We start from the raw sequence: 17,075 nt of genomic DNA, 5'->3' as shown, positions 1-17,075 counted from the left end.
TCAGTCCGTCGCCAGCACCGCGGCACCCTGCAGCGCCCCGCGGCGCAGCGCGTCCAGCGCGAGGTTGGCGTCGGCCAGGGCAAAGCGCGTCACCGCGGTGCGCACCGGCACGCGGGGGGCGAGGGCCAGGAAGTCGATGCCGTCCCGGCGGGTGAGGTTGGCCACCGAGCGGATCATCCGTTCGCCCCACAGGTCGGCGTAGGCGAAAGCCGGGATGTCGCTCATGTGGATGCCGGCGCAGACCACCACGCCGCCCTTGTCGAGGTGTTTCAACGCCGCCGGCACCAGCGCGCCGGCGGGGGCGAAGATCAGCGCGGCGTCGAGGGGTTCGGGCGGCCGCTGGTCCGCGTCGCCGACCCACGCGGCCCCCAGCGCGCGGGCAAAGGCCTGGCTCTCGCCGTCGCCCGGTCGGGTGAAGGCGTAGAACGGCCGCCCCTGGTGGCGCAGCACCTGGGCCACGATGTGGGCCGCCGCGCCGAAGCCGTACAGGCCGACCCGCCCGGTGTCGCCGGCCAGGCGCAACGCCCGGTAGCCGATCAACCCGGCGCACAGCAGCGGCGCGAGGGCCAGCGCCGACGGCCGCGCCGCGCTGTCGGCCAGCGCAAAGCAGTAGCGGGCGTCGGCCACGGCGAATTCGGCGTAACCGCCGTCGATCTGGTAGCCGGTGAAGCGGGCGTGGTCGCAGAGGTTCTCGCGGCCGCTGGTGCAGAAACGGCAGGCGCCGCAGGTCCAGCCCAGCCACGGCACGCCGATGCGCTGGTCGGGCGCGAAGCCGGCAACCCCGTCGCCCAGGCCGGCCACCCGGCCGACGATCTCGTGGCCGGGCACGATGGGCAGCACCGGGTCGGGCAGCTCGCCATCCACCAGATGCAGGTCGGTGCGGCAGACCCCGCAGGCCTCCACCTTCAGCAGCACCTGGCCGGGGCCGGGCCTCGGAACCGGGCGGGTTTCGAGCACCAGCGGCGTGCCCGGCTGGCGCAGGACCATCGCGCGCATGGTGGCGGGAAGGGCATCGAAGGTTCGGGTGGTCATGATGGCGCTCCGGTTGCGGTTCGGGCCAGCCGGCGGCGGACCCACAGCTTGCGTGCTTCCTCGATCAGGATCATCCCCGCCGCCCACGGCAGCAGGGCCAGCCACGCGCCGGCGGGCAGCGGCGCGGTACCGAACAGGGCATTGCCCCACGGCGTGTAGGCGATCAGCGCAAGCAGGCCCGCCTCCAGCGCCACACCGCCGAGGATCAGCCGGTTGCCGCCCAGCCCGGTGACGAGGATCGAGCGCACCGCGCTGCGGCACAGGAAGACATTGACGATCTGCAGCACCACGACGGTGGCGAAGCTGGCGGTGGTGGCCTGGCGGTACAGCAGGGAATCGGCCGGCAGGTCGGCGCCGTACGCCCAGCCGCCGCCGGCGAGCACCTGGCAGAACACCGCCAGCACCGCCACCGCCTCGAACAGGCCGAGGAAGAGGTAGGCCCGCAGCGCCACCGCCAGGCTCAACAGGCGCGCCGTGCGGGCGCGGGGCGGACGGCGCATCTGGGCGGGATCGCCCCGCTCGACACCGAGGCCCAGCGCGGTGAGGGAGTCGGTGCCCATGTCGATGGCCAGCGCCTGCACCGGGGTGAGCGGCAGCGGAATGCGGAACACCGCGAAGGCCAGCGTCGGCACCAGCTCGGCCACGTTGTGCACCAGCACGTAGGTGAGGAACTTGCGGATGTTGCGGAACACCGCCCGCCCTTCGGCGATGGCGGCGACGATGCTGGCGAAGTGGTCGTCCAGCAGCACCATGTCGGCAGCCTCCTTGGCCACGTCGGTGCCCGACCGGCCCATCGCGATGCCGATGTGGGCGGCGGCCAGGGCCGGCGCGTCGTTCACCCCGTCGCCGGTCACCGCCACCACCTGGCCCTTGGCCTTGAGCGCCTCGACGATGCGCATCTTCTGGTCGGCGGCGACGCGGGCAAACAGGATCTCCGGCGCGTCAAGGGCAAGCTGGAGCTGGGCCGGGTGCAGGCGGGCGAGCTCGGGTCCGGTGACGATCCGCGGCGCGGCGCCTTGCACCAGCCCGATCTGGCGGGCGATGGCGAGCGCGGTGCGCGGGTGGTCGCCGGTGACCATGACGACCTTGATCCCCGCCGCGCGGCAGGTGGCGATGGCGGAGTCCACCTCGGCGCGGGGCGGATCGGCCAGGCCGACGAGGCCGCACAGCACCAGATCGGACTCGGCGGCGTCGTGGGGCGTGCCTGGCGGCAGGCGGCGGGCGGCCAGGGCGATCACCCGCAGGCCGGCTTCGGCCATGTCGTCCTGGGCGGCCTGCAGACGGGCCCGGGCGGGGGCGTCGAGGGGCCGGATGGCCGCGCCGTCGTCCACCGCGCCGCACAGGGGCAGCACGCGCTCGGGGGCGCCCTTGCACACCAGCAGCGGGCCGTCCGCATCGGCGAGCAGCACCGACTGGCGCATCCGCGTCGAATCGAAGGGCCATTCGTCGAGCCGCGCCGACGGGGGCGGCACGTGGGGGGCGGCGAGTTCGACCAGCGCGATCTCGAGCGGATCGCCGTCGAGCTGCAGGCGACCGTCGCACCGGCTTTCGGCCAGATCCTGGCAGCCGCGGGCCACCCGGAAGAACAGCGGGTGACGCGCGGCGAGGCCCGGCGTCGCCGGGTCGGCCGCGTCGAGCCCAAGCACCAGCCGGCATACGCGCAGGTGGTTCTCGGTGAGGGTGCCGGTCTTGTCGGTGCAGATCACCGTGACCGAGCCCAGCGTTTCCACCGACGGCAGGTGGCGGATCAGCACGTTGTGGCGGGCCAGGCGCTGGGCGGCGAGGACCAGCGAGAGGGTGAGGGTGGGCAGCAGGCCCTCGGGCACCAGCGCGATGATGATGCCCAGCGACAGGATCGCGTCGCGCCAGAAGGGTACGCCCATCAGCCGCCCGGCCACGAAGAAGGCCGCGCCCATGCCCAGCGCCAGCAACGCGATGCGCCGCGACAGGCGGGCGATCTCCCGGCGCAGGGGCGACGCGTCGCCGCCGCGCTGGGTGAGCCGGGCGATACGCCCGAACTCGGTGTGGGCGCCGGTGGCGTACACCACCGCCCGCCCCTGTCCGGCAACCACCGCGGTACCGGCGAGCAGGATGTTGCGGGCGTCGAGGGCGCGCTCTTCGTCGGACGGGCCGGCATCGCAACTGCGCGGGCGCGATTCGCCGGTGACGGTGGCGCGATTGACCCGCATCCCGAAGGTCTCGATGAGCCGGCAGTCGGCCGGCACGCTGTCGCCCTGGGCGAGCACGATCACGTCGCCGGGCACCAGCTCGGCCACCGGCAGGCGGTGGGCGACGCCGTCGCGCAGCACCTCGGCGCGGGGCGGCAGCAGGCCCTGCAGCGCGGCCAGGGTCCGTTCGACGCGCAGCTCCTGCCAGAACGAGAACAGCCCGGACACCAGGATCACCGCCACCACCGCCCAGCCGACCCGCGCCATGCCCTGAGCCGGATCGAACCCGTCGGCCACGAAGGCGAGCCCGGCGGCGATCCACAGGATGATCGAGAAGAGGTGGGTGAATTCCTTGGCGAGGCGCAGCCAGGCCGGCTCGCGCGCCAGGGGTTCGACCCGGTTCGGGCCGTACTCGGCGAGCCGCGCCGCCGCTTCGGCCGAATCCAGCCCCTGCGCCGAACTGCGCACGCTGGCAAGGACGTCGGGAATGGCGAGCTGGTGGATCTTCATCGCGGCACGCGGCGAACCGGGCATGACGGTCACTTTACGACCTGCGCCGGCGCGGCGAAAGGCGCCAGATCAAATCGCCGCGTGGCGCCCCCGGGTGAAGCGCCCCCGCCGCATCCCGCATAATGCGCCCATGCGCACCCACGACACCCTCGCCGTCCCCGGCGGCGCGCCGATCAAGCTGTGGACCCGTGGCGTCCCGGTCGAGGACGACGCCCGCCGCCAGCTGATGAACACCGCCACGCTGCCCTTCATCTTCCGCCACCTGGCGGTGATGCCGGACGTGCACCTGGGCAAGGGCTCGACCATCGGCAGCGTGATTCCCACCGTCGGGGCGATCATCCCGGCGGCGGTGGGCGTGGACATCGGCTGCGGCATGATGGCGGTGCGCACCGACCTCGGTGCCGCCGACCTCCCCGACGGCCTGCACGGCCTGCGCAGCGCCATCGAGGCCGCGGTGCCCCACGGCAAGACTTTCGGCGCCCGCGACGCCGGCGCCTGGGCCGACGCCCCCGCCGCCGTCGATGCCGGCTGGCGCGGGCTGGCCACCGGCTTCGCGCGCATCGTCGCCAAGTATCCCAAGCTCGAACGCACCAACAACCGCCTGCACCTGGGCACCCTGGGCACCGGCAATCACTTCATCGAGGTCTGCCTCGACGAGGCCGATCGGGTGTGGTTCATGCTGCACTCGGGCTCCCGCGGGGTCGGCAACGCCATCGGCAACCTGTTCATCACGCTGGCCCAGGAGGACATGCGCCAGCACCTCGCCAACCTGCCCGACCGCGACCTGGCCTACTTTCGCGAGGGCAGCCGGCATTTCGACGACTACCTCGAGGCGGTGGGCTGGGCGCAGGATTTCGCCCGCCACAACCGCGCGCTGATGATGCAGGCGGTGGTCGCGGCGACGCGGCGGATCGTCGCCCGGCCGTTCTCGGCGGCGCTGGAGGCGGTCAATTGCCACCATAACTACGTGGCGCGGGAAACCCATTTCGGGCAGCCGGTGCTCGTCACCCGCAAGGGCGCGGTGGCGGCCCATCGCGGCCAGCTCGGCATCATTCCCGGCTCGATGGGCAGCCGCAGCTACATCGTGCGCGGACGCGGCAACGAGGAGGCGTTCTGCTCGTGCAGCCACGGCGCCGGCCGCACGATGAGCCGCACCCAGGCGAAGAAGCGCGCTTCAGCGTGGCCGATCAGGTGCGCGCCACCGCCGGCGTCGAATGCCGCAAGGACGCCGCCGTGATCGACGAGATCCCCCTCGCCTACAAGGACATCGACGCGGTGATGGCGGCCCAGGCCGATCTCGTCGAGGTGGTGCATACCCTGCGCCAGGTAGTCTGCGTGAAGGGCTGAGCCGGCCCGCCGCGGCGCCCGGAATGGGCGTCGGACGAATCCCACATTTCATTCGGAGCCGACCGACGGTCCGCCGTCGGCCCCTGCCGTACATTGGCATCGTGCGCAGCGCCCCGGGAAAACGTCGCCGGGGCCCGCAAAGCCCGATACAGCAGAGGAGCAGGCCATGAAGCGCGAAACCGTCGAAAGCCACTGGACGCAGCTCAAGGGGATGTTCACCGAGCGCCTCCGGGACCCGTGGAACGAGATGATCGACGACGATCTCGATCTCGCCACCCTGCTTGCCGGCATGGCAACGACGCAGCGCGAGTCGTTCGACCTGACCGGCCTCCTCCATCGCTGAAATTCATCGAATCGAAGGAGACCATCATGCTTCACTATGCAGTCGTGTTTTTCGTGATCGCCCTGATCGCCGCGGTGTTCGGGTTCGGCGGGATCGCCGCCGGCGCCGCCGAGATCGCCAAGATCCTGTTCTTCGTGTTCATCGTGCTGGCCGTGGCGAGCTTCGTCATCAACCTGATCCGCGGCCGGCCTTGAAGCCCACCGCCACCTTCCGCCCCGCCGGGACGCCGCCGTTGCCGCGGCCTCCCGGCGGCTTTAATGGCACCGGCCCGCCCCGACTCTGGCAAACTTGACACGTCCCCGCGCCCGCCGGCCGACCCGCTTCCGCCCATGAGCCTTCAACCCGCCTCGCTGCGCGACCAACTCGCCAGACTGCGTCCGCGCCGCCTGTGGCCCTTCCTGCTGGTCGCGCTGGGCTGCACCCTGGTGCTGTCGCTGCTCGCGTTCGGCCGCCTGCACTCGCAGTTCGGGGTCAAGGCGATGCAGGACGCCCAGTCCTACAAAGAACAGATCGACCGCTTCGACAAGCTGCTGGCGCTCACCCTCGACGCCGAGACCGGCGTGCGCGGTTACCTCCTCAACGACCACAAGCTGGTCTACCTCGAGCCCTACGAGGAGAGCGAGCGCGCCATCGACCCGTTGCTGGCGCGCATCGACAAGGATTTTCCGCCCGACAGCAGCGATCGCGACGAGTTCGAGATGCTGCGCAAGCTGATCCACCTCAAGCGCACCCTGCTCGCCGAGACGGTGAAGGCCGGCCGTGTCGTCAGCGCCGGCCCGCCGGGCCAGGGCGGCGCCGGCAAGGCTTACATGGACCAGATCCGGCTGTCGATCGCGGTGCTGCGCCAGCATCTCGAGGAACGCAACCGCACCCTGGTGGACGAGTCGGTGAAGCGCTTTCGCGACATCCAGCACACCGTCACCATCCTCGCCCTCGGCGCCCTCGGGCTGATCGTCTCGCTGTTCGGCGTGCAGCAGCGCCAGACCACGCTGCGGGCGCGCATCGCCGAGCTGCTCGAACACGAGAACGAAGTCCTCGAATCCACCGTCGCCCAGCGCACCCGCGAGCTGTCCGATCTCGCCACCTACCTCACCGATGCCCGCGAGGCCGAGCGTGCGCGCCTCGCCCGCGAGCTGCACGACGAGCTCGGCGCCCTGCTGACCGCCGCCAAGATGGATTCGAGCTGGCTGCTGCGGACCGTCGGCGCGAACGCCGGGCCCGACATCCAGGCGCGCTTCCGTCGCCTCATCGACACCATCGGTTCGGGCATCACCATCAAGCGGCGGATCATCGACGACCTGCGGCCGCCGCTGCTCCAGGGGCTCGGCCTGGTCGAGGCGCTGCGCGCCCTCACCGACGAACTGCGCGGCGAGTTCGCGCTGACCCTTGAACTGCCGGAGCGCGATCCGCCCTGCCCCGCAGAGCAATCCCTCGCGCTGTTCCGCATCGTCCAGGAATCGATCACCAACATCCGCAAGTACGCCCACGCCCACCGCATCGACATCGGCCTGAAACTGGTCGGCGACGAGGTGCAGCTGTGGGTGCGCGACGACGGCGAGGGTTTCGACACCACCAACGCCCAGATCAGCCGCCACGGCCTGGCCGGCATGAAGCACCGGGCGCAGATGTTCTCGGGGCGCTTCGAAGTCACCTCGGCCCCCGGCCAGGGCACCCGCATCGACGCACGGATGCCGCTGCGGCCGCTGTCAACCAACCATCAGCCCATGGCGTAGGGCGTAGGCCGCCAGTTCGGCGTTGCTGGTCACTTCGAGCTTTTCGAGCAGTCGCGAGCGGTAGGTGCTCACCGTCTTGACGCTCAGGTTCAGCACGTCGGCGATCCCCGACACCGACTCGCCCCGCGCCAGCCGCAGGAACACCTGCAGCTCGCGCTCCGACAGGCTCTCGTGGGGCAGCGACGTGGACACCCCCGCCAGGTCGTCGGCGAGCAGCTCGGCGGTGCGCGCCGACACGTAGCGCCGACCCTGGGCCACGGTGCGGATCGCGCGGATCAGCTCGTCGCGCTCGCAGTCCTTGCACAGGTAGCCGTTGGCACCGTTGCGGATCATCGGCAGGGCGTAGCGCTCCTCGGGGAAACCGCTCAACACCAGCACCTTCAACGCGTCGTAGCGCTGGCGCACCGCGCGCAGCACATCGACGCCACTCTGACCGGGCAACGACAGGTCCAGCAGCAGCACGTCGCAGGGCTGCTCGCGCAGCAACTGCAAGGCCTCTTCGCCGGACGCCGCCTCGAACTCGACGCGGATGCCCATTTCATCGGCCAGCATCTCGCGGAAACCCGCCCGCACGATCTTGTGATCATCGACAATCGCCAGACGCAACATGACACACTCCTTCGGGGAAACGTGGCGCAATTGTATCGGTCGCGCCCCGTCGCGCCATCCTACCCGATTCCGACAGTGACGACGGAATACGCCTACACCGCCTTCCGCCGTCGTCGGACAGTCCCGGGCGGCATGACGGCATAAAGTGGAATCACCGCATCACGGACGCCACCCGCCGGGTGGTGCCGCGAAACAGGATCGAAACCACAGGAGAAAATCGTCATGAAGATCGAACAACAAGCCAATCGCTTCCATTCCGACGTCGAAAAGATCCTCGCCGATCTCAAGGACGCCACCCAGGAACAGATTCCCGAGCTGCGCGACCGCCTCGAAGCCGCGCTCGAATCCGCCCGCGACACCGGCAGCGGCGTGTTCGACAACGTGCGCAGCGCCGCCCGCAGCTTTGCCGGCCTCGCCGCCGACAACCTGTGCCAGGGCCGCGACAGCGCCTGCGACTACATCAGCAACAACCCGTGGCGCGCCGCCGCCGTCATCGGTGCCGCCGGCGTGCTGCTCGGCGCCGTGATCAGCCGCCGCAACTGAGTCGGACGCCCGCGCCGTGTAGGTCTTGTCCTACACGGCTATCGGCCGCCGACGACTGCCGGCCACCCACGAACCGGAACATCATGGCGTCATGACCCACGACCCGCCACAGCCGGGAGCAAAACCATGAAGACCACCGCCGCCGTCCGCCACATCCTGCACCGTCCGACCCTCCTCGCCACCGTCGCCGGCGGCCTGCTGATGGCCTTCCTGGCGGGCGCCACCGCCCACACCCTGATCGCCCCGCGCGGGGCCGACCGGGCACTGACGGCCGCGGCCTTCTCGGCTAACGACGGCTGGCAGCCCGACGCCCAGGCGGTCGGACGCGACGTGTATTCGCCCCGTGGCGCGCCCCTCGGTCGCCTCACCGCGGTGATCGGCGGCAACGCCGGCCAGGGCGCCTACGCCTTGATCGCCACCTACGGGCGCGACGCGGCGGTCGCCGGCGAGATCGCCATCCCGGTCAGCCGCCTCGATCTGCAGGGCGAACGCCTGGTGCTGTCCGGCGCCGACGACAGCACCCCGGACGGCGAACCGCGCCGCTGGCAGATGTAAGCCCGGCTCCACCGCCCGCTCCCCACCGCTCCCCGCGCGCCGGCAGGCCCACCGTGGCCGTGCCGCCGGCCCCTCACGCCCGAGGTTCGCCATGCCCGCCCCCTTCGCTCACCTGTTTTCTACTCCGACGGACGCCCGCCCGACGGGCACGCCCCGCGCCGTGCTCCAGCGCCTGCGCGGCCTGCTGTGCGGCGTACTGCTGCAGACCATCGGCCTGGTGGTATCCGCCAACCCGGCGCCCGAGCTTCCGCCGTCGGCGGTCGCCCCGGTCGCTTCGGTCGACCTGCAGCGCTACGCCGGCATCTGGTACGAGATCGCCCACGCCGCCGACGCCGCCGACCCCTTCATCCGCGACTGTGCCCACGACATCTCCGCCGTCTATCGCCTTGCCCCGGACGGCAGCCTCGCGGTGCTCGACCAATGCGTCGGCGCCGACGGCCTGGTGCGACGGCGCGACGGCGTGGTGCGCCCCGACGGCGCCCCCGCCCACCTGGCGGTGAGCTACCAGCCCGCGCTGCTGCGGGCGCTGCCCACCGCGTGGTCCGACTACCGAGTGGTGCTGCTCGACCCCGGCTACCGCTTCGCCGCCGTCACCGATCGCCACGGCGCCGGCCTGCGCATCCTCGCCCGCGACCCGCACGCCGCGGCCGGCACCTTCCGCCAGCTCGCCGCGAGGCTCGAAAGCCGCGGCCTCCCCGCCCGCCACCTCATCCCGGTCCGCCACCCCGGCCGCAACGCCTGACCCGGAGCCCGCCATGCCCTTCCGCTGCCCCCGCCCCGCCGACCGCGCCGAACGTCTGGCCCGCCGCCGCAACCGCAAGATGGCCCGCTCGGCCCACGCCTACGTGCGCGGCAACACCGGCCGCTTCTACGAATGGCTCGCCGCCTCCGCCGGCGACAGCCTGCCGGCCGGACCGGCGATCTGGATCTGCGGCGACTGCCACGTGGGCAACCTCGGCCCCCTGGCCGCCCGCGACGGCGCCGTCGGGGTGCAGATCCGCGACCTCGACCAGGCCGTCATCGGCAACCCCGCCCACGACCTGATCCGCCTCGGCCTGTCCCTCGCCAGCGCCTGCCGCAGCGCCAACCTGCCCGGCGCGGTCAGCGTGCGGATGGTCGAAGCCTTGCTCGACGCCTACGCCCGCGCCTTCGGGCGCCGCCCGACGCCCATCGCCCCGCCGTCGGCCATCGAGGTGGTGATGCGCCAGGCCCTCGCCCGCAGCTGGAAGCAGCTCGCCCGCGACCACCTGAGTCACACCCGGCCACGGATTCCGCTGGGCAGCCGCTTCTGGCCCCTGTCGCAGCGCGAGCGGCGTGCCATCGGCGAGATCTTCGACCCCGACGCGCTGCCCACCCTCGCCGCCCGCCTGGGGCTCGCGGCACCCGACGAATCGGTGGCCTTCTCCGACGCGGCTTACTGGGTCAAGGGTTGCAGCAGCCTCGGTCGCCTGCGCTACGCGATCCTGCTCGAAGTCGGCGCCGCCGACGGCAAGCGGCGCATGGCGATGGTGGACATGAAGGAAGCCCCGCCCGCCGCCGCGCCGCGCTACGAGGACGCGCCAATGCCCCGCGACAACGCCGCCCGGGTGGTGCGCGCCGCCAGCGCGCTGGCCCCGGCGCTGGGCGAACGGATGGCCGCGGTGCGGCTGCTCGAACGGCCGATGGCGATGCGCGAGCTGCTGCCGCAGGATCTCAAGATCGAGCCCGACCGGCTGCCGCCGGCCACCATCGACGCCATCGCCCGCTACCTCGGACAGGTGGTCGGCCTCGCCCACGCCGGCCAGATGGACGCCGACACCCGGCACCGCTGGCAGCGCGAACTGCGCAGCTCGCGCAGCAAGGTGGTGGACGCGCCGTCGTGGCTGTGGCGCAGCATCGTCGATGCGCTGGCCAGCCACGAACGGGGCTACCTGGAACACTGCCGCCGCCACATCGCGACGATCGAACGCCGCTGACGCGGCCCGCCGGTCAGCCGCCGATGCGCAGCGGCTGCACCGCCGCCAGCCGGAACTCCCGCCGCTGCTCGTCGAAATCCCGCCGCTCCACCAGACACCGCCGCTCGCCGCCCACCACGTCGTGGCGGATCACATTCACCGAATTGGGATGGCCGCCGCGCAGCCGGGTCGACATCGCGGTGCCGGCCAGCACCGCCCAGGCACCCCGTGCAACCGCGCCGTAGCGCTCCGCCAGCGGGCGGCACAGGGGCGCGTGGACATGGCCCGACAACACCAGATCGGCGCCCGCCAGCGCCCACGTCGAGACCGCCTCGCGGGCGCCGTGGACGATCTCCGGCGCATCCACCGGGTCAGCCACGTCGAGCGGGTGATGCACCACCACCACCCGCAGCTGGCCCGGCCGCGCCCGGCGCAGGCGCCGGCTCACCGACTCGATCTGGGCATGGGAAATCTCGCCGCGCTTGTGGCGCAGCCGGCGGGTGCTGTCCACGCCGGTCACCAGCAGGTCGGGCAGCACGCACTGGGGCGCCAGCTCATCGCCGAAGCAGCGGGTGAAGCCGTGGTAGGGCGACAGCAGCCGCGACCACAGGTCGAACAGGGGCAGATCGTGGTTGCCCGGCACCACCAGCTGCGGGCAATCAGGCAGGCGCGCCATGAACGCCGCCGCCGCCGCGAACTCGGCCGGGCGGGCGCGCTGGGTGATGTCGCCAGAGACGACGATCAGATCCGGCGCCAGCCGTTCGGCGAACACCAGCAAGGCTTCGGCCACGGGCTGTCGCTCGGTGCCGAAGTGGGTATCGGAAATCTGCAGGATGACGCTCATTCACGCTCTCGCGGGGCCATCAGCCACAAGGGCTGCCCCGCCACACTGAAAATCAGCGGCGGCCGCATCCGGGTCTGTTCCCCGTCCACCGCCACCGCCACCTCGTGGGGCCGCCACCAGGGGCGGCCCGGTTCGATCTGGAGGCGCCGGAACACCAGGCGCTCCACGTCCTCGGCCTCGCCCAGACGCCCCAGGGCGCCCTTGAGGGCCAGACCGATCATCGCGCCGCGGCCCATCGGCCGCAGCACCAGCCCGACCAGCGCGCCGGCTTCCACCGCCGCCGCCTCGGGCACCCCGACCTGCTCGAGTTGCAGGCGGTTGTTGGCGACGAATACCGTCGAGCTGGTGAGCGTGCGTTCGACCGTCGCCCCGTCGGGGCCCACGCCCTGCAGGTGGATGCGGTGCTGGCGATGGTGGCCGAGGAGGGTCAGCAGCGCCGCCCCCCAGGCCGCGGCGCGGCTGCGCCCCCACTGCTGCTTGAACGCCTCGCGGTCCTCGAGCAGCCGCGGGTAGAGGCCGAAGCTGGCGTTCACCAGAAAGATCCGCCCGCCCAGGCTGCCCACCTGCACCGGCTTCAGGCAGCCGTCGAGCACCGCTGCCACGGCCTCGGCCGGATCGGCCGGAAAACCGTGGCAGCGACCGAAATAGTTGAAGGTGCCCTGGGGAATCGCGCTGAACGCGACACCGGCGTCGAGGGCCGCCGCGGCGAGGGTGTTGAGGGTGCCGTCGCCGCCCACCGCCACCAGCAGGCCGCGCAGGGCGCGGGCCTGGGCGGCGGCGGCCACGGCGGTCATGCCCAGCTCGCCCGGGTGGGTCACCAGGCGCACGCTCACCTGCCGGCCGGCGGCGCTCACCGCGTGGCGAATCGTCGCGGCGAGGTCTTCGCCCTGCTGACGCCCGGCGGCACCATTGACCACCACCACCCACGCCGGCGGGTCGCCGAGGAGTGGCGGGGTGGGAGCAGTCGCCATCGCCTCAGCGCCGTTCGGCCGGCCGCAACGCGCCCTGCAGATGGGGATGCGCCGACTCGCAGCCGATCCACGCCGGCACGCCGTCGTCCGCCGGCGCCACGGTCAGCCCGGCGCCACCATCGCGACGGACGACGGAGAAACGCGCAAAGATTCGGCGCAACAGCGCCACGAAGGGGGCGGACATCGGCGGGCTCCTTTCGAGCGGATGGGTGAACATCCCGACTCTAGCGCCGTGACGAAGTTCCGCCTGTGGGCCGATCGCCCACATTGCTGTAGGACGGCACCGACAGACACGCCGTGGACGCGGGGAGTAATCTCGGTAAAAACGGTCGCCCCCATCGGCGAGGTGTGGGATTCGACTGACAAGGGATTCGGCTCCAGCCGACGGAGCGTTTCCCGGCACCGGCCTAGACTGGCATCGAGAGTGGCAGAACTGTTGCTCCGCCGGGCCCGCCGGCCCCGATGAACACCGCAGGATCAATCGAGTCGACCATGCTTTCAGAAACGCCCCCCCTCAAAACCGTGATCGTCGAGGACAACCCCGTCCTCCTCGATCTGCTCTCGGGGATGCTCGCCAGCATCCCCGGGGTCGAGCTGATCGGCCACGCCGACAGCGAAGCCGCCGCCATCGACCTGCTGCGCGACGCGCGTCCGCAACTGGCCATCGTCGATCTCGAGCTGCGCACCGGCACCGGGCTCAACGTGCTCAACGCGGTGTTCAACGCGCCGGGCGAGTTCGGCGCGCCGCGCACCGTGGTGTTCTCCAACCACGCCCACCCGGTGGTCCAGAACCGCTGTCTCAACCTGGGGGCGGCCGCCTTCTTCGACAAATCGTTCCAGATGGACGAGTTGCTGGAATACGTCCAGCGCGCCGCCGAAGCGCGCGCGCACTGAGGCGCCACGCGAGCGCCTCCTTCCCGGTCGCGCAGCCGCCGACCGGCGCGGCGTGCGGCGTCCGCCTGCGGGCGGGTCTGGCCCTTCGCGTTTCCCTGCCCCGTCTTCCGCCCTGCCCTTTCTCCTGCCCTTGCTCGCGGCATCCCGTCTCTGCCCGCTTCTTCCTTTCCCGAATCGCCGCCCGAAAAAAAAAGGGGTGGTCGCCCACCCCTTCGTTTGCACGCGGCATCCCGCCTCAGGGCCGGACGATGATGTCGTTCCGGACCGAGGCCACGCCCGGCGTGCCGCGCGCGAGGTCTTCGGCCTGGCTGCGCTCGGCGCCGCTCTTGGCGAAGCCGGAGAGCTGCACGACGCCCTTCAGCGTCTCGACGTTGATGGCCATCGCGCTGACGGTCTTGTCCTCGGCGAACTTGGCCTTGACGCGGGTGGTGATGGTGGCGTCGTCCACGTACTGGCCGACGGTGGATTGCTCGCGGGTCACCGCGCAGCCGGCGGCGGTAAAGGCCAGCAGGCCGGCGAGTGCAAGGGTGGCGGCGGTGGTGATTTTCATTTTGGGCTCCTTCGGGTTCATCGCATCGGTACGGGGTGGATACCCCCGGTGGGTACTGCTGAAGCAAGGATAGAGCGAACTTCAGGGGGGCGATGTCCGACACGGCGGATTGGCATGTAGGACAAATCCTGCCCGAAGCGGGGCGGTGGTTTACTCGCCCGTGGGCAGGGTCACCAGGCGGGCCGGATCGAAGCCGAGCTCGACCAGACGCGCGTGCACCCGGGTCGTGTCGGCGGCGTCCAGCTGCGGGGTGCGCGACAGCACCCACAGGTATTCGCGCCGCGGCTCGCTGACCACCGCCCAGCGGTAGTCGTCGGCGATGTCCACCACCCAGTAGTCGCCCCACACCGCCGAGAGGAAGGACAACCAGGCCGGCGCGAAGCGCACCTGCAGCCGCGCCGAATCGGCCACGCCGAGCTGCCGCGCGAGGCCCTCCGCCGCGTCGGTCTGGCCGTCGGCGAGGCGACAGCGGTTGGTGACCTGCACGTCGCCACCGGGCAGCAGGCGGTATTCGGCCCGCGAGTCGGCCACGCAGCGCGCCTGGAAGCGGTTGGGGTAATGGGCGACGTCGTACCAGCGCCCCATGTAGCGCAGCACGTCGAGGCTGCGGATCGGTTCGAGGGGCGCGGGCGTCGGGTCCGACGCGGCGGTGAAGGCGGCGAAGTTCGCGCAGCCGAGGCAGAGCAGCGCGGCAAGGATGCGTTTTTTCATGATTTCAAAGTTGGTCGAGGTGAGCGCGACGCACCCGGGCCTGGTCCGCGATGGCTTCGCGTTCGGCTTCGGGCAGGCGCCGCAGGTTCTTGAGGGGAAGGGCCATCCGCGGCATCTGGGCGAAACGGTCGGCGTGGCGGGCGAGGAAGTCCCAGTACAGCGTGGTGAAGGGGCAGGCGTCGGGGCCGACCCGGCGGGTTGGCGCGTAGCGGCAGCCGCGGCAGTAGTTGCTCATCCGATCGATATAGGCGCCGCTCGCGCAGTAGGGCTTGCTGGTCATGCCGGGCCAGGCGTGCAGCGCCATGCCGAGGGTATTGGGCTCCTCGACCCAGGCCACCGCGTCCACGTACACCGCCAGGTACCAGTCGGCCACCTGGCGTGGGTCGAGGCCGGCGAGCAGGGCGAAGTTGCCGGTGATCATCAGGCGCTGGATGTGGTGGGCGTAGCCATGGGTCAGGGTCTGGCCGACGACCGCGGCGAGACAGGCGGCGTGGGTGCGGCCGGTCCAGAACCAGGCCGGCAGCGGCGTGTCGTGGCCGTACTGGTTGGCCTGCGCCAGCGCCGGCATGCGCCGCGCGTAGATGCCGCGCACGAACTCGCGCCAGCCCAGGATCTGCCGCACGAAGCCTTCGGCCGCCGCCAGCGGCACCCGCCCGGCGGCATGGGCGTCGAGGGCGGCGCGGATCACCGTGCGCGGGTCGATGAGCTTGAGGTTGAGCGCCGGCGACAGCAGCGAATGCCACAGGAAGGGCTCGTCGGTCCACATCGCGTCCTGCCAGCGGCCGAACTCGGGCAGGCGATGGGCGATGAAGTCGTCGAGCGCCTGCTGTGCCTGGGCCGGGGTCACCGGCCAGGCGAAGCCGGCGGTGCGGCCGGGATGATCGGGAAAATGCGACTCCACGTCGGCAATGGCGCCGGCGGTGAGGGCGTCCGGCGGGAAGCGCGGCGGCGGCGGCACCAGCAGGCCGGGGCCGTGGCGGCCGAAGGACTGGCGGTTGTCGGCGTCGAAGTTCCACTGCCCGCCCACCGGCGCATCGCCCGCCATCAGGATGTCGTGGCGCTTGCGCTGCCAGCGGTAGAAGAACGCCAGGCGCAGGCTGTCGCGCTCGCCGGCCCAGGCCGCGAAGTCGTCGAGGCTGCACAGGAAATGCGGATCGGGGCGCACCAGCAGCGGCGTGGCGCGCGCCGCGCAGGCCTGCTCGATGCCCTGCTGGACGCGCAGGTCGCCGGCCTCGAGCATCACCACCGCCCGCGCCGGGCCGGCGGCCAGTGCCGCGCCCAGCGCCTCCGCCAGACCGGCATGGGGATGGGTGCCGAGACGCAGGTAGTCGAGGGGCACGCCGGCCGCACGGAAGGCCTCGGCGCGGTGCCGCATCGCGGCGAGGAACAGCGCGCTGCGCGCCTTGTGGCTCCAGACGTGGGTGGATTCGGCCGGCGCCTCGACCATCAGCAGGCGATCCCGCGCCGGGTCGAAATCGACCAGCAGCGGATGCGGGTCGGGGTGGAGCTGGTCGCCAAGGATCAGGAACAGGCGGCTCATGGGCGTGGCGTGGCGCGGGCGCGCTGGCGGCAGGCATCGGAGCACACCGCGACGGCGTCCCAGTTGCGGGCCCACTTGCGGCGCCAACTCATCGGGCGACCGCAGACCCGGCAGGGCTTGCTGGGCAGCGCCTGTTTGTTGCCGCGGAAACCGGTTTTCATGGATGCGCCGCGCGCCACGCCTTCAGGGCATCGACCGCCTGGGTCAGCCCGACCATCACATGCACGCCAGCCGGCGGCGCGACCCGCTCGGCCCCGGCGCCGCCGGCCCACAGCGCGGTGGCCGGCGGCAGCAGCTGGCGCAGCTTGTCGAGCAGGCCGCTCACCTGGCGCTGGGGAAAGGCCAGCGAGAACGACAGGGCGACGATGTCGGCCTCGTGGGCAACGGCGGCGCGGCCGATCTCGAGCAGCGGCATCTGGGTGCCGAGGGGAATGCACTCGGCGCCTTCCAGTGCCAGCAGCGCCTCGACCATCAGCAGGCCGAGCACGTGCTGCTCGTCGGGCACGCTGGTGAGCAGCACCCGCGGCCGCTGACTGGCCGCCGGCAGGGTGGCGATGACCTGGCGCAGCAGACGCTTGGTGAGCTCGGTGAACAGGTGTTCCTCGAACACTTCGAAGCGCCCGCTCTCCCACGCCTCGCCCACCGCGAGGGTGAGCGGCGCCACCGTGTCCTGGACAAAACGCTGCAAGCCCTGCCGCGCGAGGCGTTGCTGCATGGCCTGCAGGTAGCCGGCGCTGTCGTGCTGACGCAGCAGCGCGAGCAGCTCGGCCAGCGCGTCGGCGGCCTCCGGC

General features: G+C 71.8%; 21 protein-coding genes. 10 read left to right on the top strand and 11 right to left on the bottom strand.

Annotated elements, in window-relative coordinates:
• The gene (locus tag ACE3P2_RS01565; protein WP_374260148.1) at positions 1-1,032 is read right to left on the bottom strand and encodes a zinc-dependent alcohol dehydrogenase family protein; all 1,032 of its coding nucleotides are present in this window, start codon (positions 1,030-1,032) and stop codon (positions 1-3) included.
• A complete protein-coding gene (locus tag ACE3P2_RS01560) occupies positions 1,029-3,734 on the bottom strand; it encodes a cation-translocating P-type ATPase (RefSeq protein WP_374260189.1) in 2,706 nt (901 codons plus the stop codon). Before ACE3P2_RS01560 ends, ACE3P2_RS01565 begins: the two co-directional genes overlap by 4 nt.
• 106 nt (positions 3,735-3,840) lie before the next feature.
• Here ACE3P2_RS01560 and ACE3P2_RS01555 point away from each other — a divergent pair, with 106 nt between their 5' ends.
• The 5 genes from ACE3P2_RS01555 (at position 3,841) to ACE3P2_RS01535 (ending at position 7,133) form a co-directional block, all read left to right on the top strand.
• The gene (locus ACE3P2_RS01555; RefSeq protein WP_374260146.1) at positions 3,841-4,947 is read left to right on the top strand and encodes an RtcB family protein; all 1,107 of its coding nucleotides are present in this window, start codon (positions 3,841-3,843) and stop codon (positions 4,945-4,947) included.
• Positions 4,944-5,057 (top strand): RtcB family protein, encoded by a 114-nt coding sequence (locus tag ACE3P2_RS01550; RefSeq protein ID WP_374260143.1) that lies wholly within the window; start codon positions 4,944-4,946, stop codon positions 5,055-5,057. Before ACE3P2_RS01555 ends, ACE3P2_RS01550 begins: the two co-directional genes overlap by 4 nt.
• A gap of 166 nt (positions 5,058-5,223) precedes the next feature.
• Positions 5,224-5,400, top strand: coding sequence for a hypothetical protein (locus ACE3P2_RS01545; protein WP_374260141.1), 177 nt, complete (start codon positions 5,224-5,226; stop codon positions 5,398-5,400).
• 26 nt (positions 5,401-5,426) lie between these two features.
• Positions 5,427-5,594, top strand: a complete 168-nt coding sequence (locus tag ACE3P2_RS01540; protein WP_374260138.1) for a DUF1328 domain-containing protein — start codon at positions 5,427-5,429, stop codon at positions 5,592-5,594.
• A 135-nt stretch (positions 5,595-5,729) separates the two neighbouring features.
• Complete coding sequence (locus tag ACE3P2_RS01535) at positions 5,730-7,133, top strand: CHASE3 domain-containing protein (protein WP_374260135.1); 1,404 nt, start codon at positions 5,730-5,732, stop codon at positions 7,131-7,133.
• On the opposite strand, the gene ACE3P2_RS01530 is transcribed toward ACE3P2_RS01535, so the two are convergent.
• Complete coding sequence (locus ACE3P2_RS01530; protein WP_374260132.1) at positions 7,107-7,742, bottom strand: response regulator; 636 nt, start codon at positions 7,740-7,742, stop codon at positions 7,107-7,109. The two genes, ACE3P2_RS01535 and ACE3P2_RS01530, sit on opposite strands and share 27 nt — an antisense overlap.
• Before the next feature lie 222 nt (positions 7,743-7,964).
• On the opposite strand from ACE3P2_RS01530, the gene ACE3P2_RS01525 reads away from it, so the two are divergent.
• From ACE3P2_RS01525 to ACE3P2_RS01510, 4 genes are all read left to right on the top strand, one after another.
• The gene (locus ACE3P2_RS01525; protein ID WP_374260129.1) at positions 7,965-8,285 is read left to right on the top strand and encodes a YqjD family protein; all 321 of its coding nucleotides are present in this window, start codon (positions 7,965-7,967) and stop codon (positions 8,283-8,285) included.
• Positions 8,286-8,411: 126 nt separating this feature from the next.
• Positions 8,412-8,840 carry a hypothetical protein gene (locus tag ACE3P2_RS01520; protein ID WP_374260126.1) on the top strand — a complete coding sequence of 143 codons (429 nt, stop codon included), beginning with the start codon at positions 8,412-8,414 and terminating at the stop codon, positions 8,838-8,840.
• A 91-nt stretch (positions 8,841-8,931) separates the two neighbouring features.
• On the top strand, positions 8,932-9,582 hold the full coding sequence (locus ACE3P2_RS01515) for a lipocalin family protein (RefSeq protein WP_374260124.1): 651 nt from the start codon (positions 8,932-8,934) through the stop codon (positions 9,580-9,582).
• A gap of 13 nt (positions 9,583-9,595) precedes the next feature.
• A complete protein-coding gene (locus ACE3P2_RS01510; RefSeq protein ID WP_374260122.1) occupies positions 9,596-10,795 on the top strand; it encodes a DUF2252 family protein in 1,200 nt (399 codons plus the stop codon).
• 13 nt (positions 10,796-10,808) lie between these two features.
• Here the strand turns inward: ACE3P2_RS01510 and ACE3P2_RS01505 are convergent, their stop codons facing one another.
• Genes ACE3P2_RS01505 through ACE3P2_RS01495 form a run of 3 tightly spaced genes read right to left on the bottom strand, consistent with a single transcriptional unit; the run spans position 10,809 to position 12,773 of the window.
• Entirely contained in the window at positions 10,809-11,618 is an 810-nt protein-coding gene (locus tag ACE3P2_RS01505; RefSeq protein ID WP_374260119.1) for a metallophosphoesterase, read from the bottom strand.
• Positions 11,615-12,589 carry a diacylglycerol kinase family protein gene (locus tag ACE3P2_RS01500; protein WP_374260117.1) on the bottom strand — a complete coding sequence of 325 codons (975 nt, stop codon included), beginning with the start codon at positions 12,587-12,589 and terminating at the stop codon, positions 11,615-11,617. The genes ACE3P2_RS01505 and ACE3P2_RS01500 overlap by 4 nt, the downstream gene beginning before the upstream one ends.
• A gap of 4 nt (positions 12,590-12,593) precedes the next feature.
• Positions 12,594-12,773 (bottom strand): hypothetical protein, encoded by a 180-nt coding sequence (locus ACE3P2_RS01495; protein ID WP_374260114.1) that lies wholly within the window; start codon positions 12,771-12,773, stop codon positions 12,594-12,596.
• Between the two features lie 308 nt (positions 12,774-13,081).
• Here ACE3P2_RS01495 and ACE3P2_RS01490 point away from each other — a divergent pair, with 308 nt between their 5' ends.
• A complete protein-coding gene (locus ACE3P2_RS01490; RefSeq protein WP_374260112.1) occupies positions 13,082-13,483 on the top strand; it encodes a response regulator in 402 nt (133 codons plus the stop codon).
• Between the two features lie 235 nt (positions 13,484-13,718).
• On the opposite strand, the gene ACE3P2_RS01485 is transcribed toward ACE3P2_RS01490, so the two are convergent.
• From ACE3P2_RS01485 to ACE3P2_RS01465, 5 genes are all read right to left on the bottom strand, one after another.
• Positions 13,719-14,033, bottom strand: a complete 315-nt coding sequence (locus ACE3P2_RS01485; protein ID WP_374260109.1) for a BON domain-containing protein — start codon at positions 14,031-14,033, stop codon at positions 13,719-13,721.
• Positions 14,034-14,183: 150 nt separating this feature from the next.
• Positions 14,184-14,744, bottom strand: coding sequence for a lipocalin family protein (locus ACE3P2_RS01480; RefSeq protein ID WP_374260107.1), 561 nt, complete (start codon positions 14,742-14,744; stop codon positions 14,184-14,186).
• 4 nt (positions 14,745-14,748) lie between these two features.
• Complete coding sequence (locus ACE3P2_RS01475; RefSeq protein WP_374260105.1) at positions 14,749-16,284, bottom strand: cryptochrome/photolyase family protein; 1,536 nt, start codon at positions 16,282-16,284, stop codon at positions 14,749-14,751.
• On the bottom strand, positions 16,281-16,445 hold the full coding sequence (locus ACE3P2_RS01470; RefSeq protein ID WP_374260103.1) for a DUF2256 domain-containing protein: 165 nt from the start codon (positions 16,443-16,445) through the stop codon (positions 16,281-16,283). The genes ACE3P2_RS01475 and ACE3P2_RS01470 overlap by 4 nt, the downstream gene beginning before the upstream one ends.
• Positions 16,442-17,075, bottom strand: a 634-nt coding sequence (locus ACE3P2_RS01465; RefSeq protein WP_374260101.1) for a B12-binding domain-containing protein, incomplete at its 5' end; no start/stop codon positions are given. The genes ACE3P2_RS01470 and ACE3P2_RS01465, both read right to left, overlap by 4 nt.

The organism is Zoogloea sp. (genome assembly GCF_041911615.1).
Classification (GTDB): Bacteria; Pseudomonadota; Gammaproteobacteria; order Burkholderiales; family Rhodocyclaceae; genus Zoogloea.
This window is presented reverse-complemented; position numbering and strand designations above follow the sequence as displayed.